General features: G+C 68.6%; 15 protein-coding genes and 2 tRNA genes. 6 read left to right on the forward strand and 11 right to left on the reverse strand.

Annotated features, from left to right (window positions below; translation table 11 throughout):
* The 11 genes from AAGI91_11555 to coaD form a co-directional block, all read right to left on the reverse strand.
* On the reverse strand, positions 1 to 285 hold a 285-nt coding region (locus AAGI91_11555; GenBank protein MEM1043252.1), incomplete at its 3' end, for a hypothetical protein.
* A 154-nt stretch (positions 286 to 439) separates the two neighbouring features.
* Positions 440 to 1,000, reverse strand: a complete 561-nt coding sequence (locus tag AAGI91_11560; GenBank protein MEM1043253.1) for a hypothetical protein — start codon at positions 998 to 1,000, stop codon at positions 440 to 442.
* Between the two features lie 107 nt (positions 1,001 to 1,107).
* The gene (locus tag AAGI91_11565) at positions 1,108 to 2,277 is read right to left on the reverse strand and encodes an alanine--glyoxylate aminotransferase family protein (protein MEM1043254.1); all 1,170 of its coding nucleotides are present in this window, start codon (positions 2,275 to 2,277) and stop codon (positions 1,108 to 1,110) included.
* Positions 2,278 to 2,357: 80 nt separating this feature from the next.
* Positions 2,358 to 3,650 carry an isocitrate lyase gene (aceA, locus tag AAGI91_11570; protein MEM1043255.1) on the reverse strand — a complete coding sequence of 431 codons (1,293 nt, stop codon included), beginning with the start codon at positions 3,648 to 3,650 and terminating at the stop codon, positions 2,358 to 2,360.
* A 69-nt stretch (positions 3,651 to 3,719) separates the two neighbouring features.
* Positions 3,720 to 5,444 (reverse strand): malate synthase A, encoded by a 1,725-nt coding sequence (locus AAGI91_11575; GenBank protein MEM1043256.1) that lies wholly within the window; start codon positions 5,442 to 5,444, stop codon positions 3,720 to 3,722.
* A gap of 222 nt (positions 5,445 to 5,666) precedes the next feature.
* On the reverse strand, positions 5,667 to 6,731 hold the full coding sequence (locus AAGI91_11580; protein MEM1043257.1) for a hypothetical protein: 1,065 nt from the start codon (positions 6,729 to 6,731) through the stop codon (positions 5,667 to 5,669).
* A 91-nt stretch (positions 6,732 to 6,822) separates the two neighbouring features.
* Positions 6,823 to 8,562, reverse strand: a complete 1,740-nt coding sequence (locus AAGI91_11585; GenBank protein MEM1043258.1) for a FlgD immunoglobulin-like domain containing protein — start codon at positions 8,560 to 8,562, stop codon at positions 6,823 to 6,825.
* The gene (locus AAGI91_11590; protein ID MEM1043259.1) at positions 8,559 to 9,347 is read right to left on the reverse strand and encodes a choice-of-anchor X domain-containing protein; all 789 of its coding nucleotides are present in this window, start codon (positions 9,345 to 9,347) and stop codon (positions 8,559 to 8,561) included. The genes AAGI91_11585 and AAGI91_11590 overlap by 4 nt, the downstream gene beginning before the upstream one ends.
* Positions 9,348 to 9,693: 346 nt before the next feature.
* On the reverse strand, positions 9,694 to 10,944 hold the full coding sequence (locus tag AAGI91_11595; protein MEM1043260.1) for a site-2 protease family protein: 1,251 nt from the start codon (positions 10,942 to 10,944) through the stop codon (positions 9,694 to 9,696).
* Between the two features lie 282 nt (positions 10,945 to 11,226).
* On the reverse strand, positions 11,227 to 12,441 hold the full coding sequence (locus AAGI91_11600) for a pyridoxal phosphate-dependent aminotransferase (protein MEM1043261.1): 1,215 nt from the start codon (positions 12,439 to 12,441) through the stop codon (positions 11,227 to 11,229).
* A gap of 131 nt (positions 12,442 to 12,572) precedes the next feature.
* Complete coding sequence (gene coaD, locus AAGI91_11605) at positions 12,573 to 13,064, reverse strand: pantetheine-phosphate adenylyltransferase (GenBank protein MEM1043262.1); 492 nt, start codon at positions 13,062 to 13,064, stop codon at positions 12,573 to 12,575.
* Between coaD and infC the strand changes: the two genes are divergently transcribed.
* The 6 genes from infC to pheS all read left to right on the forward strand — a co-directional run bounded on the left by infC (position 13,063) and on the right by pheS (position 16,268).
* A complete protein-coding gene (infC, locus tag AAGI91_11610) occupies positions 13,063 to 13,791 on the forward strand; it encodes a translation initiation factor IF-3 (protein ID MEM1043263.1) in 729 nt (242 codons plus the stop codon). The two genes, coaD and infC, sit on opposite strands and share 2 nt — an antisense overlap.
* Positions 13,792 to 13,918: 127 nt before the next feature.
* Positions 13,919 to 14,004: transfer RNA gene (locus tag AAGI91_11615), tRNA-Ser, on the forward strand.
* 26 nt (positions 14,005 to 14,030) lie between these two features.
* Positions 14,031 to 14,146 (forward strand) — tRNA-OTHER (locus AAGI91_11620).
* 316 nt (positions 14,147 to 14,462) lie between these two features.
* The gene (gene rpmI / locus AAGI91_11625) at positions 14,463 to 14,657 is read left to right on the forward strand and encodes a 50S ribosomal protein L35 (GenBank protein MEM1043264.1); all 195 of its coding nucleotides are present in this window, start codon (positions 14,463 to 14,465) and stop codon (positions 14,655 to 14,657) included.
* A 59-nt stretch (positions 14,658 to 14,716) separates the two neighbouring features.
* Positions 14,717 to 15,064, forward strand: coding sequence for a 50S ribosomal protein L20 (rplT, locus tag AAGI91_11630; GenBank protein MEM1043265.1), 348 nt, complete (start codon positions 14,717 to 14,719; stop codon positions 15,062 to 15,064).
* A gap of 178 nt (positions 15,065 to 15,242) precedes the next feature.
* The gene (gene pheS / locus AAGI91_11635; protein ID MEM1043266.1) at positions 15,243 to 16,268 is read left to right on the forward strand and encodes a phenylalanine--tRNA ligase subunit alpha; all 1,026 of its coding nucleotides are present in this window, start codon (positions 15,243 to 15,245) and stop codon (positions 16,266 to 16,268) included.
* Positions 16,269 to 16,270: the final 2 nt, after the last annotated feature.

The following is a 16,270-nucleotide window of genomic DNA, read 5'->3' on the forward strand; positions in this document are numbered from 1 at the left end:
CACGACGCGGGGTCCCTGCTTGAGCAAGTACGGCAAGTGCCAAAACTGCGAAGCGTACGGTCCTTCGAGGATGCCCGGGTAGTTGGTGCCGAAGACGTAGGTGAGCGGGGTGAACTGCGTGCCGTTGTTGGTGTCGACGCGTGACTTGAGGCAGAAGAAGAGGTCGTCGCCTTGGTTTTCCTGAACAAAGGCATCGATGAGCGCGATCTCGTCGGCGAACAAGGTGCCATCAATAATTTGCGCAAAGGGCGCGTCGAGAGTCAGCGTGTTCAACAGCAGCTCCATCAATTCCAACGAAGAGCACGCCGACGTTTGGAACTGCGGCAACGGCAAGTCGATCTTCTGGTCGATCTCGAGGAAGCGCGGCTGCTAGTCGGTGAGAAGGCGCACGCCCCTGTCAGGTGGCGTGCCGCGGCGGAAGGGGTAGAAGGCAGGACCATCAGCGCGGTGCCGTTCGCCAGAAGAGGTCGTTGTAGTCCGAGGCGCCGAAGCCCGCCCGGACCTGCGTGCCCCCGTAGGGGCTGTAGTAACCGTACGGGCTGGCATACCCGCCGAACGGACTCTGCTGCACCTGGAACTGGATCAGCGAGTTCTCGGTCGGGCGGTACGCGATCTGCGCGTTGCGAATGAAGACCCGGGCCGGCGTGTCCTGCCCGAAGCCAAGCTGCTGCTGCAGGCCGTCCGAGCCGAACGGCGAGTGGGCAACGCCCACGTCGACGCGCGCGGCGAGCCGGTTTGTCGGCTGGAATCGGAGGCTCGTCGTTAGCACGCCGAGGCCGAGGCTCTGGCCGCCGAAGCTCGAGAACGACATCTCGTACGAGTTGCTGATCTTGAAGTGCTCCGGGTTGACGAGCGAGCCGAGCGAGAAGCCCGTCGGGGCCTGGTAGACCGCGACCGGGGCCGCGCCGGTTTGCGGCAGGTCGGCGCGAAGCTGGGCGTGGGCGGGAGCGGCCAGGTAGAGCAGCGCCGCGAGGACGAGGACCGAGGAAGCGTAGCGCATCAGCGAAGCGATGGGGTTTGGGGCATGATAGACCGCACAGCGGGATTTGTCAATAACGAACGCTGCCCGCCGAGGTTCTGGTATTTCTGCCTGCCCCATCGCAGGCGCTACGCGACGGCGGCACCGAGAGCCTGCTCGGCTGCGTCCAGCCCGCCGCTGCGGTCCAGGACGGCTTCGAGGGCGTCGACGCACAGCCGGACGTTCTCGGGCCGGCAGGCGTAGCCCATCAGCCCGATCCGCCACACCTGCCCGGCGAGGGCGCCGAGGCCCGCGCCGATCTCGAGGTCGTACTCGTCGAGCAGCCGGCGGCGCACGGCGGCTTCGTCCACGCCCTCCGGCACGCGGACCATGTTGAGCTGCGGCGTCCGCTCCGCCTCGGGGACGACGTATTCCAGCCCGAGCGCTTCGAGGCCGGCCTTGAGTGCCTCGTGCGTCCGGCGGTGCCGCGCCCACGACGCCTCGATACCCTCCTCGCGCAGCATCAGAAGCGCCTCGTGGAGCGCGTAGACGCTGTTGACCGGCGCCGTGTGGTGGTAGGCCCGCGTCCGCCCTTCGCCCCAGTAGCCGACGACGAGCGAGAGGTCCATGAACCAGCTCTGCACTGGCGTCTCGCGCTGCTGCACGCGCTCGACCACGCGCTCGGAGAACGTCACCGGCGAGAGGCCCGGCACGCACGAGAGGCACTTCTGTGTACCAGAGTAGACCGCGTCGAGGCCCCAGGCGTCGACCTCCAGCGGCGAGCCGGCGAGCGAGGTGACCGTGTCGGCGACGATGAGGCAGGCGTGCTCGCGCCCGATCCGCGCCAGCGTCTCGGCGTCTGAGAGCACCCCGGTCGAGGTCTCGGCGTGGACGAACATCAGCACCTCGGCGTCGGGATGGGCCTGTAGCGCGGCCTCGACTTTCTCTGGCGAGACGGCCCGGCCCCACGCGTCCTCGACGAGCACGACCTCGCCGCCTGCGCGCTCGGCCATCGCCTTCAGCCGCCCGCCGAAGACACCGTTCTGGCACACGACCGCCTTCGTCCCCGGCTCGACGAGGTTGGCGACGCAGCTCTCCATCCCAGTCGTCCCGGGTCCCGAGACGGGCATCGTGAGCGCGTTCTCGGTGCGGAAGGCGTACTGGAGGAGTTGCTTCGTCTCGTCCATCACGTCGATGAAGCGCGGGTCGAGGTGGCCGAGCGTAGGCCGGGCGAGGGCGGCGAGCACGCGGGGAGACACGTCGGACGGGCCAGGCCCCATGAGCGTGCGTTGGGGCGGGACGAAGGACTGGAGTTCCATAGGGCGAGGCGGCTGAAACGGTGCAGGGGCGACGCGGTGCGCCGCCCCCACGGGTGTGATGCCGGAAAGGTAAGACCGGTTTAGTGGAACTGCTCAGTCTCGGTCGAGTCGGCCATGGCACCGGTCGAGGCCTCGCCGCCCGAGATCACGTCGCGCACGGCGTCGAAGTAGCCGGTGCCGACCTCGCGCTGGTGCTTGGTGGCGGTGTAGCCCTCGGCCTCGGCGGCGAACTCGGCCTGCTGGAGGCGCGAGTAGGCGGCCATGCCCTCGGCCTTGTAGCCCTTGGCGAGCTCAAACATCGAGAAGTTGAGCGCGTGGAAGCCGGCGAGTGTGATGAACTGGAACTTGAAGCCCATCGCCCCCAGCTCGCGCTGGAATGTGCCGATCGTGTCGGCGTCGAGGTGCTGTTCCCAGTTGAAGCTCGGGGAGCAGTTGTAGGCGAGCATCTGGTCCGGGTACTCCTTCCTGATGGCCTCGGCGAAGATGCGGGCCTGCGCCAGGTCGGGCTTGCCGGTTTCCATCCAGAGGAGGTCGGCGTAGGGCGCGTAGGCGAGGCCGCGCGCGATGCAGGCCTCCATCCCGTTCTTGACGCGGAAGAAGCCCTCCGGCGTGCGCTCGTCCGAGGTAATGAACGGGCGGTCGCGCTCGTCCACGTCGCTCGTGATGAGGGTCGCGCTCTCGGCGTCGGTGCGGGCGATGAGGACGGTCGGGACGCCCATCACGTCGGCGGCGAGGCGGGCGGCGTTGAGGGTCTGAACGAACTGGCTCGTCGGGACGAGCACCTTGCCGCCGAGGTGGCCGCACTTCTTCTCGGCCGCGAGCTGGTCCTCGAAGTGGACGCCCGAGGCCCCGGCCTCAATCATCGCCTTCATCAGCTCATAGGCGTTGAGCGGCCCGCCAAATCCGGCCTCGGCGTCGGCCACAATGGGGGCCATCCAGTAGGTGTCGTCGCCCTGGCCCTCGCTGTGGGCGATCTGGTCGGCGCGGCGGAGGGCGTTGTTGATCCGGCGGACGACGCTCGGGACGGAGTCGGCCGGGTAGAGGCTCTGGTCGGGGTACATCTGCCCCGCGAGGTTGGCGTCGGCGGCGACCTGCCAGCCGGAGAGGTAGATCGCCTTGAGCCCGGCCTTGACCTGCTGCACGGCCTGGTTGCCGGTGAGCGCACCGAGGGCGTTAACGTAGTCGTCGGTGTGGAGAAGGTCCCAGAGCCGCTCGGCCCCGCGCTCGGCGAGCGTGTAGTGGATCGGGAACGAGCCGCGGAGGCGCACCACGTCGGCGGCGGCGTAGCGGCGCTCGGCGTGCTGCCAGCGAGCCTCCTCGGCCCACTGGTGTTCGAGGTCGGCAGCCGACCGGGTTTGCGTGTTGATCTGCATGGGTTGTGAAGGTGAAGCGTTCGGAGGATGGAGGCAGGGGAGGAGCCTGCCCGTGCGTGTAGAAAGACGTCAGTGGCAGGTGCCGGTTTCCTTGACCCGGCGCTGCTGCTCGGCGTCGCCGACGCGGTCGGAGACGCAGGCGAGGAAGGGGCGCATCGTCTCCTCGGTGAAGACGAGCGACGCGTCGGCGGCGGCTTGGCGGTAGCGGTCGAGTTCTTTTCCGACGGCCTCGCTGGCCGCGCCGTTCATCGCCTCGCGGATCTCGCCGAGGATATTGTCCAACTCCTCCTCGAAGACTCGCCCAACGAGGTCGCGCGTGACCTGGGTGCCGCCGTCGAGCGTGATGCCGTGGTGGAGCCACTGCCACGTCTGGGCGCGCGAGATCTCGAGCGTCGCGAGGTCCTCCATCAGGTTGTCCCACGCCACGCAGCCGATGTCCTGGTTCCAGCCCTTCATGTAGGCGATCCCGACGCGGACGTTTGTGCGGAGGCCGTCCATCGTGCGCGGGCCGCCGCCCTCCGGGAGGAGGTCCGGCTGCATCTCGATGTCCGGGTCCACGCCGAGTTGGTTGCGCTTGCCGCCGAGCGCGTCGAGGAAGGGCTGCAGCGCGTGCTCGATAAAGTACGGGTGCGAGACCCAGCAGCCGTCGTGCCCGATGCCGGCCTCGAACTCCTTGTCGGCGACGACCTTCGCGGTCTGCTCGGCGCGGAGTTCGGGCGTGCGGCCGGGGGTGAACGCCGCCATCCCGCCCATCCCGAAGGCACCGTGCTTGTGGCAGACCTTGATGAGGCGCTTGGCGTAGTTCGACATCCACGGCCGGTTCATCCCGATTGAAGCCCGGTCGGCCATGACGCGGTCGGCGTGCTCGCGGAGAACCTTTATGTCGGAGAAGATCTTGTCCCACCGGCCGCCGTTGAGGCCGGCGGCGTGGGTGCGGTACTCGTAGAGGATCTCCTCCATCTGGAACGCCGCCGGCAGGGTCTCGATGAGGAACGTCGCCTTGACGGTCCCCTCGGGGAGGCCGAGGTGCTCCTCGGTGAGTGAGAAGAGGCGGTTCCACCAGCGCGCTTCGAGGTAGTGCTCGCACTTGGGGACGTAGTAGGTCGGCGTCTTGCCTTTGGCGATGAGCGTCTTGGCTGTGTGGACCATGCAGAGCGCGAAGTCGAGCAGGCCGCCCGAGACCGGCTCGCCGTCGACGCGGAGGTTCGACTCGTCGAGGTGGAGGCCGCGGACACGGACCATCAGGAGCGGCATGTCGTCCGGGTCGAGCGTGTACTCCTTGAGGACGTTGCCCTCGGCGTCGCGCTTGGCGAAGTGAAGCGTGCCCTCGGCCGCGCCGATGACGTTCTCTACCCCTTGCATGACGTTGGCCCACGAGGGCTTCATCGAGTCCTCGAAGTCGAGCATCGCGGCGTCGGCGCGGTGGCCGTCGGCGGTGCGGCTGAGCATGTTGATGACCATCTTTGGGTCCGAGACCGGCCCGGTGATCTCGACGCGGCGCGTGAGGAGGTCGTCAGGGAGGTCGGCCACCTGCCAGTCTCCGCGCGCCTCGGGGTGCTCGTCGGCGGGGAGGTAGCCGGGGAGCGCGCCGGCGTCCCACCGGGCCTGGCGCTCGCGGCGGGCGAAGAGGAGGCGCTGGCGCTCGCTCTCGAGCGCGCGGTGGAGCGCAGCGACTACTGGAAGCGCTTCCGAAGACAGCACACGTTCAGCCTGCGCGGTGTAGGCGGTATCGTTGATCGAGACGCCGTGCGTAAGGAGCCGGCTGGGCGTTGAGGTGAGCGGTTCGACGTTCATGGGACTGGAGGTAGAGGGGAGATCGGAGCCGGGAGGATACGACACGATCTCCAGGACACCGTGGAAATATTTCGGCGCGCGCTGCTTCCCGCGTCTCGCGGTGCACGCCGACCGCGGAACGGTCGCCTCTGCGGGTATCCTGCCGGAGTCCCGCGCGCCCCGATACCCGGCCTCGATGGAACCGCGCGTTGACCGTCCGCGCGGCAGTAGCAGAGGCCGCGCCTACAGGTCGAGGTGGAGCGCGACGAAGTGCATCACACCGAGACCGTAGGGTTCGAGCACGGCGGTGTAGTCGATCCGGGCGGCGATGTCGCCGAGCGGCTGGCGCACGGCGAACCCGGCGGCGGGCGAGGCAGCCTCGAAGGCTCCCGCCCCGAGCCGGTCCACGCCCGCGCGGATCCCGAACGGCTGGACGAGCCAGTACTCCCCGCCGAGGTGAAAGCGCGTATCGGTCAGGCCGACGGTCTCGTTCTCGGTAAAGACGGTCGGGATGCCGTTGAGCTCGCTCACGCGCTCGGTGCGCCGCTCGGCCGTCTGGAACTGCGTCTCGATCTCGGCGGTGATCGTGCCGCGCCCGCCGCCGAGGCGGTAGGCCCCGCCGAGGCGCACGCGGACCGGGAACTGGTCGGTCGTGGTCGTCCCGCCCGCGCCGAAGGCGTCGGACGTGTCCCACCGGTAGCGCCCGATGAGGTCGTCCACGGCGAGGCCGAGGGCGAGGTTCTCGGAGACCTGCGCCGCGAGCCCAAGCGAGAGCGCGATGCCCACCGCGGGGTCGACCGTGTCGAAGAGGTCGGCGTGGTAGAACCGCAGGCCGAGGCCGGCCGAGACGCGCTGGCTCACCTGGGCCCCGAAGGCGGCGAAGATGACGTACTCATTCGTCGAGAGGTCGTCGGTGTGGAAGCCGGAGTTGTCGCGCCCGTCGATGTTCTCGACGCCGGCCCGGATCACCCCGAGGGCCGCCCCGGCACGCGGCGGGAGCGGGAACGCGAACTGGAGGTACTGCAGGCTGCGGTCGAACGACAGGAAGCCCGCCGCCGCGTCGAGGCCCTGGCGCTGGACGCGCGGGGCGAGCGCGGGGTGGTAGTAGGGGCTGGACTCGGAAAACACGTCGGCCACGAGCCCGCCGCCCATCGCGATGCCGCGCGCGCCGAACCCGATGCGTGCGTACGACCCGGCGTACTGCGCCGAGACCGGGGCCGCGGCGAGGAGCAGGAGGAGAATAGGGAGAAGACGTTTCGTCATGGCGTAGGCTGCGAGGTTGCTCGCCGCTACCGTCTCAGCAGTCATCTCCGCGCAGGCGGGGACCCACTGGGTTGCAATCCCTCTGGACTCCCGCCTGCGCGGGAGCGACGTCGTGTTTGTTTGGGAGCGCATCTCTTTATTCCAAAACCAGAATCTTACCCCGCAGCGACTCGCCGGCGGCGTCCACCTCGTAGAAGTAGACCCCGTTGGCGACGCGGTTGCCGCTGTCGTCGAAGCCGTCCCACACCTGCTCGTTCGGCGTCGCGCTCGAGATCGTGCGGACGAGGTTCATGGCGAAGTCGAAGATGCGGATCCGCGCCGTCGGCCGGTCGTAGCGGATGCGGACGAACGTGTCGGCGTTCGGCGAGAAGGGGTTGGGGTAGGCGTAGGTCTCGACCTCGGGCGCGCGCTCGGTCGGCGCGGCGGGACTCGTGGGCACGTCGACGCGGAAGACGGTCCAGGTCACTCCCCCGTCCTCGCTCTTGAGCAGCCCGTCGCCGGTGCCGACCCACAGCGCGCTCGGCGTCGCGGCGACGGCGAACACGCGGGCGTCGCGGCTGACGAAGCGGCCCGGCACGTCGCGGTCGCGGAAGTCGCGGACGCTGCGCCACGTCCGGCCCTCGTCGTCGGAGATGAACAGCCCGTCGTCGCCCGCGGCGTAGACCGTGCCGGGCGTGCAGCCGGAGGTCGCACCGTCCGGGCAGAAGGCGAGGTCGTAGAACCGCCGCCCGCCGACGAGTACCGGCTCGAACGTCTCGCCGCCGTCCTTCGTCACGACGAGGGCAAAGCGCTCCGACGGCTCGCTCGCCCGCCACACCGACAGCCACACTGGGTTGCGCGGGTTCTCCGGCGTCCCCACCGCGAACGTCTCGTCGCCGACCGGCTGCTCCTCAATCGCAATCACCCAGTCGCCCGGCAGCCCCTGGCTCGTCCCGTCGAAGCTGGTGCGCTGCCAGCCTCGCTCCACGAGCGTGTCGATGGGCACCGTCCCCGTCGTGTCGAAGACCACCAACTCGACGACATCCTCGGGCCGCGAGCGGTTGACCCCGGCAACGGTTCCGGCCCAGACCGTCCCGGTCTCGTCCACGAGGACCGAGAAGCCCAGGAAGTTGAGCGCCTCCTCGTTTTCGTTGACCTCGGGCGCGAGGGGGAAGAAGTAGGGCTGGGTCGGCGAAATCGCGTCGAGGGTATCGGGCGGGAGGACAATACGCTCGAAGGACGGGGCGTAGGCGTTCGAGTCCGGGAGGAGCGAGAGACGCCGGATGCCGCTGGCGAAGCCCGCCACCCACACGTCGCCCGTGGTAGGGTCGAAGTCGATGTCGAATGGCGGGCTCTGCTGCGGGACGATGACGGGCAGCGCTGGGAGTTGGGGCGCTAGAAAATCACACCCGAGGATCGGATTGAGCGCACCGGTCTCCAGCGCCTCGGGCGTGAGGGCGTTGCAGCCGTAGACCTGGAGCGTGTCCTCGGGCTGGTCGAGTTGGGGGAACTCGTAGGTCCAGGTCTGGCCGCCGTCTTCGGAGTGGGCGAACCCGGCGGCGCTCTGCGGGCGGCTTGCGATCGCCGGGTCCTGGAAGCCGAGGCCGACCCAGATGTTCGGCCCCTCGATGTCGAGCGAGTAGACGATCGCCGACGGCGCAATCGGCGGCGTCAGCACGTCGTCGTCGACCAGGAACCACGATGCGCCGCCGTCGGCGGTGAAGGTGAGCTGCTGCCCGGCCCAGAGCGTGTCGCCCTCGGCGTCGAGGTTGTCGACGATGTTGCGCTGCGGGCCGCTGACCGGCCGCAGGTCCTGCGCGCGCGCCGCGTCGAACTGCGCGAGCGCCGGTGCGGCGACGGCCATCGAAAAGAGCAGGAGGAAGAGCGGCCGCGTCATCCGGGGTCAGGGCTCGTGAGCGGTTCGAGGATCGTGATCGTGAAGGGCACGTCGTCACTCACGAGCCCGTCGCGGTCGAAGGCGCGGAAGACGAAGGTCTGCGGCCCCGGCGTGGCCTCGGGCACGTCGAACGAGGCGGTGTAACGCCCGTCACCTGCCGTCTCGTCGCCGGACGTCTGCCCGTCGTCGAAGAGTTGGAAGATGGCCCCCGTGGCCCCGGTCACTTCCACGCGGGCGATGTCCGAGAGCCCGTCGGGGTCGGAGACGACGGCAACGAGCACGAGCAGCCCCGGCGGCTGGAACTCTGCCGGCGCGTCGATGGCCTCGACAACCGGCGGCCCGAGGCCCCGGCCCGCGAGTTCGAACTGGCCGCGCACCTGGTTGCTCAGCAGCCCGTCGTCGTCCACGGCGTAGACGAGCAGCGAGTAGAGGCCGCGCTGCCCCCGCCCGAGCAGAAGCGGTGCCGTCGCCGCGTACCGTCCGTCGTCGCCGAGCGCGAGCGCGCCCGAGGCAATGGTCCCCTCGAACTGACCCTGGACTGAGAACTGGACGCGGTCGACGGTCCCGTCGGGGTCGGCCGCGCGGACGCTGAGCGTGAGCTCGATGCCGGCCGAATCGCCGGAGACGAGGGCGTCGTCGAAGAAGACGCTGTCCGGGGAGAAGGCGAAGTCCGAGACCTCGGGGGGGCGCCCGCCGAGCGGCTGCGGGTCGGTGGCGGAATCGCAGCCGGCGAGCGCAAAAAGCGCGGCCAGCGACGCGCCGAGAAACAGACGGAGACCGTGCATCGAGAGCAGAAGGTGGAGCCGCGAGCAGAGCGGCGGGAAGATAGCGTCTCTCGTAGCGAAAGGTCCGGGCGGCGCGGGGTCAGGTCGAAGAAGGTTGGACTAGAAACGGCTGCGAACCTACGAACGGCAGTGGCCTGGAACAAGCGCAGGGCCGGGGTTTTACCCTACCCCACAGACTGGGCACGGCCCTCATTTTCCTGTCAGCCTGAGCGAAGGTCCACAGGGGCTAGAGTCGAATGGGTCTCTACCGGCACGTCACCAAAGACCTGTTCGACCGCGCTCGCTGGCGCTCGCTCCGCTCAGGGTGACAGAGGGGAAACGGCGCGCCTCCCTTTTCATTGCCCGCTCACGCGATGTAGAGCGGCTTGAAGCTGAAGCACAGCACGAACAGCAGGAGCGCCAGGATGCCGAGCACCCGGCGGCCCCGCGTCAGCGTCTCGGGGTGCGTCACCGGCGGGTGGTCCACCCGGATCAGGAGCAGGATCAGCAGGCACCAGAAGAACCAGCCGGTGTAGCCCACCGCCTCGGCCACGCCCTCGATCCGCAGCGCGAAGGCCGCCGCTGCGACGAGGCCGAACAGCCCGCCGACGCGGGCGCGCAGGTCGTCGAAGAGGCGCCCGAGGAAGAAGTAGAGCAGCGTCGCCGCGATCACCCACACCCCGACCCCGCCGAGGGCCTCGGCGTAGCGGTAGCTCCGCGCGAGTTGCCGCAGCAGCGGCTCCGCGTCCAGCACCAGCCCGAGCGTCGCCGAGAACAGGAGCACGATCACGAACGCCCGCGCGATCCGCCCGTGCCAGCGCGGCCCGACGAGCGCGTAGACGATGTGCCCGCCGTCGAGCTGCCCGACCGGGAGCATGTTGAGCGCCGTGAAGAACAGCCCGAGCCACCCGGCGAAGAGCACCGGGTAGTGGTACATCTCGTACATCGGCGGGACGTTCGGGAAGAACTGCGTGAGCACCCAGTAGAGCGGGGTCTGCCCGATCGTGAGGCGGCCCACCCCGGTCACATCGGGGAGCGGAAAGTCGGGAAACGCTCCGAAGCGGTCCACGAACAGCTTGAGCGGCTCGTGCCCGCCGAGGTCGAAGATGTACGCCGGCGGCGGCAGCGTGGCGAGGGCGTAGAGCAGCACGCCCAGCGCCGCGACGAACCCTGCCAGCGGACCCGCTGCCCCCACGTCGAACAGTTGCCGCGTCGTCCTGAGCGGCTCCCGAATCCGGATCACCGCCCCGAACGTCCCGATGTTGGGCTGGAGCATCGGGGCCGGAAACGGGACGTAGTACGGCAGCGACACGTCGAGGCGGCTGCGCCGGGCGGCGATGTAGTGGCCGAACTCGTGGACCGTCAGGAAAAAAAGCAGCGGCACCGCGTAGCGCAGCCCGTCCCACACGAACATGCCCCGCCCGAACTCCTCGTAGAGCAGGTCGCGCCCGACGAGCGAGCCCCCGGCCCAGGTCGTCGTCACCGCTGTCAGCAGGAAGAGGAGCGCGTGCAGCCAGTACCGGTCCTTCGCCGGCGGGGTCGCGCCGACGAGCACGCTCTCCGCCTCGGACGGAAACGGGGGGCGCGCCGGGGGCTGCGACGGAAGAGAAGGCTCCAACGAATCGGCTGAGGTCGAGGCGGAAAAGGAGGAGCGCCTACGCCCACTTCTTGGTGATGTTCGGCGGGGAGAGATTTGCCGGCGTGGGGGGAAAGGGCGGGTGGGCGAAAGGGAGAAAGGGGGAACGGGCGAAAGGGGGAACTTTTACAGCGTCGCCTTTCAACACTCGCCCACTCGCCCACTCGCCCACTCGCCCACTCGCCCACTCGCCCACTCGCCCACTCGCCCACTCGCCCACTCGCCCACTCGCCCACTCGCCCACTCGCCCACTCGCCCACTCGCTCAGCGCAGCGCGGCCAGCCCCGTCTCGATCCGCTGCATCGCCGCCCGCAGGTCGCCTGCCGAGGCGGCGTAGGAGAGCCGCACGCCAGACGGCGCGCCGAACGCGTCGCCGGGGACGAGCGCCACGTCGTGCTCTTCCAGCAGGTAGAAGCACAGGTCCGTGCTCGTCTCGATGGAGCGGCCGCTCGGTGCCGTCGTCCCGAGGTAGTGCGAGATGTCGGGGAACAGGTAGAACGCCCCCTCCGGCCTGGGACACGCGACGCCGGGCATCCGGTCAAGGGCGGCGAGGACGAAGGCGCGGCGCTCGCGGAAGGCGCGGACCATCTGGCGCACCGGCTCGGGGTCCATCTCCAGCGCAGCGATCCCAGCCTGCTGGGTGACCGCGCTCGGCGCGCTCGTGAACTGGCTCTGCACCTTCGCCGTAGCCTCGGCGATCCAGCGCGGCGCGGCGAGGTAGCCCAGCCGCCAGCCCGTCATCGCGTAGGCCTTCGAGAACCCGTTGATCGTCACCGTCCGCTCCTTCATCCCCGGCCGGGAGGCAAACGACACATGCTCGGCGTCGTAGATGACGTGCTCGTAGATCTCGTCCGCGATCACGATCACGTCTTCGTACCCGCGCAGCACCTCAGCGAAGGCGTCGAGTTCAGCAGCCGAGTAAACGGCCCCGGTCGGGTTGGAGGGCGAGTTGAGCATGAGGAGGCGGGAACGCCCGGAGAGCGCAGCCTCCAGGGCTTCGGGCTGCATCTTGTAGCCCTGCGCTGCCGAGGTTTCGACCGTGACCGGCTCGGCCCCGGCGAGGCGCGTCATCTCGGGGTAGGAGACCCAGTACGGTGCCGGGATCACCACCTCGTCGCCGGGCCGGCAGAGCACGACGACGGCCTGCGCCACCGACTGCTTGGCCCCGTTCGAGCACACGATGTCGCCCGGCTCGTAGGCCAGTCCGTTGTCGGCCTCGAGCTTGCGGGCGATGGCGGCGCGCAGCTCCGGCGTGCCGGGGTTGGCGGTGTAGTGCGTGTGCCCCTCCTGGATGGCGCGCTGGCCGGCCTCGCGGATCGGCTCCGGCGTGTCGAAGTCCGGCTCGCCCGCCGAGAGCGCGATCACCGGACGCCCCTCCCGCTTCAGCGCCTTCGCGCGGGCCGACATCGCGAGCGTCGCCGACGGCTGCATCGCCTCGACGCGCGGGTTCAGATCGTGGTCCATCGTCGGAGATTCCATAGCGGGCGCGGGCGGGGTGAGCGACGGTCCGAAGGTACGACCGTATGAGAAAGAGAGACCGGGCGCAGGGGAGACGGGGCAAGGGAGGACCGAGAAACCTTTCCGGCGATAGGTTTGCCCTCTCGCCCCCGTCAGCCGCGCTCGCGCAGCCGCGCCAGCACAGGCGGCGGCACGAACGACGACACATCGCCGCCGAAGCGGTGGATCTCGCGGACGAGCGAGGCGCTCGTAAAGGCCTGCTCCGGCTCCGGCGTCAGAAACAGCGTCACGACCTCGCCGGCCATCCGGCGGTTGGCGACGGCCATCCGCATCTCGTAGTCGAAGTCCGACACCTGCCGCAGCCCGCGCACGAGGGCGACCGCCCCGCGCGCCTTCGCCCGGTCCGCGATCAGCCCGCCGAAGGTCTCGATGCGGAGGCGCGCACGCTCGTCCTCGGTCCAGTCCGCCGTCGAAGCCTCGATCAGCTCGACCCGCTCCTCGGCGCTGAAGAGGCCGCGCTTGGCCGTGTTCACGCCGACCGTCACCTCGACCCGGTCGAAGAGGCGGAGGGCGCGGCGGAGCACGTCGAGGTGCCCGTTCGTGACGGGGTCGAACGAGCCGGGGTAGAGCGCGAGGCGGGACATGGGCAGGCGAGGGCAGCGAAAGGGCTATGAAAATAGGGAACGCGCGTATCTTTACCCACCCTTTACCTACGGGGATACGCAGCGGGAAACCTCAGCGTCGGCCCCGGCTTTACCTACCACGCCGAGCACGCACCCCCGCTCGGGTTCTGATTACCAGCACGGAGACAACGCCATCGCCAGACGCTACTCCCGGCCGCAGAAGCAGCGCGGCCCCAAGACTCGCATCAACGACCAGATCCGCGCCAGCCGCGTCCGCGTCGTAGACCCCGCAGGCGAGCACGGCATCTACGAGATCGACAAGGCGCTCGAGCTCGCCCAGCGCCGCGGCCTCGACCTCGTCGAGGTGGCCCCCGACGCCGACCCGCCCGTAGCCAAGATCATGGACTACGGGAAGTACCGCTACGAGCAGCAGAAGAAGGAGAAGGAGCAGCGCAAGCGCGCCCACAAGGTCGAGCTCAAGGAGATCCGCTTCCGCCCCAACACCGACGACCACGACTTCGACTTCAAGACGAAGCACGCCCGCGAGTTCTTGGAGGAGGGCAACCAGGTCAAGGCGTGGGTCCAGTTCCGCGGGCGCGACATCATCTACAAGGAGCGCGGGGCCAACCTCCTCTCGCGGTTCATCGAGACGCTCTCGGACATCTCCCGCGTCGAGCAGCTTCCCAAGATGGAAGGCCGCCGCATGACGGTCATGCTCACGCCGGACAAGTCAGCGAAGAAGGGTTGAGCTTCCATCCTCCTGCGAGTTGCTATCCTGCCTCTTGTGGCTTAGTTTGCTGACATGATTTCCACCCTCTCCGTTTTCTTTGCCCTACAATCCCGAAGTTCCCGGTGAACTCGGGGGTCTGCACGTTGGAGAGGTGGCAGAGTGGTAATGCAGCGGCTTGCTAAGCCGTACACCGCGTCAAGCGGTGCGAGGGTTCGAGTCCCTCCCTCTCCGCAGGTTAAGCTCAATTTGCACCAACGGAGGAAGTGACTGAGAGGCTTAAGGTGGGCGGCGGCTCCCTCGGGAGCACCGCCCGTCCGCGTGCCGGACGTACGGGCCGGTTGGCGGCACGCAGATTCGAATCCTGTCTTCCTCCCTCTCCTCGTAGGTAGATCAACCGTGCTGCTACCGTAGTGAGTGACGGGGCAACCCGAAGGCTCGGCGAAGACAGTCTCCTCCGATCTGCTAAAGTCGGGAGATTGCCACGTCGCCTCCGGCTCCTCGCAACGACAGCTTTCGGAGAACGTCTCCCTCCCCACCCTCCTTCCCCTCCACGCCCTTTTTTACTCCCCCTCTTCAAACTCCGGCGTTGCGGCGGTAGGAGTGGCCCCGTATTTTAGTCGGTCTGAACGCGCGGAGGCGACGCCCGGTGGCTCGCCTCCTTCTTTATCGCACCACGCTCGGAGCACGCCATGCCGAAGATGAAGACCAACAGCGGAGCCAAGAAGCGCTTCGGGCGGACCGCCAGCGGTCGGCTCAAGCGGAAGAAGGCGTTCGCCAGCCACATCCTCACGAAGAAGTCCCCCAAGCGGAAGCGCAACCTCCGCAAGGACACCCTCGTGCACAAGGCCGACGAGAAGCGCGTCAAGCGCCTCCTCGGCGGCTGACCCACTAGGTCAGAACTGACCTGCTCACTGTCTCTCTCACGACCTAACCTCGCCATCAAATGCCACGCGCACGCAACACCGTGGCTTCCCGTCGCCGCCGCCGCAAGCTCCTGAAGCAGGCGAAAGGCTACTGGGGTCGCCGGAGCAACGTCTACACCGTTGCCAAGCACTCGGTCGAGAAGGCCATGCAGTACCAGTACCGGGACCGCCGCCAGCGTAAGCGGCAGTTCCGGCGCCTGTGGATCGCCCGGATCAACGCCGCCGCGCGGCTCAACGGGACCACGTACTCGCGCCTGATCGCCGACCTCCGCCGAGCGGACATCCCGCTCAACCGGAAGGTGCTCGCCGACCTCGCCATGCACGACGCGGACGCCTTTACCAAAGTCGTCGAACGAGCCGCAGCCTAGCCTGCCTCTCTCGTTCGACTCCCTTTCCCGTCCAGCCCCAGGCTCGGCGGGAATCTTTGTTATTGGAGGATTGAGCGATTTCATGATTGAGGGATTGGGACTTCGGCCCTCAGCGTGACCTTTGCCTCAGCACGTTCCAATCTCCCGATCCCTCAACCATCCGACCCCCCGACACCCCATGTCCCTTCACCGAGCGATCGACGCCCTCCGCGAAGAGATCGACGCGGCCGAACTGGCGAGCGCCGACGCCATCGAGGCGTTCCGCATCCGCACGCTCGGGCGCAAGAGCGGCGCGATCACCGCGCTCTTCGGACGTATCACCGAGGTCGAGCCGGCGGAGCGTGGCAAAACGGGCCAGGCGCTGAACGCGCTCAAGCAGCACGCCGAGGCCCGGATCGACGAGGCCCAGGCGGCGCTTGTAAGCACAGACGGGGCCGAGGGGACCGACCTCGACCTGACGCTGCCGGGCCGCGTGCCCGCGCCGGTGGAGCCGGGAAGTCTCCATCCGCTCACGCAGACGCTGGACGAGATCAAGGCCATCTTTCGCCACTTCGGGTTCGAAGTCGCCGAGGGGCCGGAGATCGAGGACGACTGGCACAACTTCACCGCGCTCAACTTCCCGCCCGAGCACCCGGCGCGCGACATGCAGGACACGCTCTTCGTCGAGCCGCCGCCGCCCGCGGGCCGTGGGATCGTGATGCGGACCCACACCTCGCCCGCGCAGATCCGCGTCATGGAGCGGCAGGCCCCGCCGATCCGCGTGATCGTGCCCGGCCGCGTCTACCGCAACGAGGCGATCTCGTACAAGAGCTACTGCCTCTTCCACCAGGTCGAGGGCCTCGTGGTCGACGAGCACGCGACGTTCGCCGACCTCAAGGAGATGCTGCACGTCTTCGCCCAGGCGCTCTTCGGGGACGACGTCAGGATGCGCTTCCGCCCGAGCTTCTTCCCCTTCACCGAGCCGTCGGCCGAGGTCGACATCTGGTGGCAGGACGACAACCTCGGCGGCGGTGGGCGCTGGATGGAGATCCTCGGCTGCGGGATGGTCGACCCGAACGTCCTCGAAGCCGTCGACATCGACCCCGAGCGCTACACCGGCTACGCGTGGGGCATGGGCGTCGAGCGCCTCGCGATGCTGAAGTACGGCGTCGACGACATCCGCCTGTTCTACGAAAACGACACCCGCTTCCTGAAGCAGTTCTGACG

Source organism: Bacteroidota bacterium (assembly GCA_038746285.1).
Classification (GTDB): Bacteria; Bacteroidota; Rhodothermia; order Rhodothermales; family JANQRZ01; genus JANQRZ01.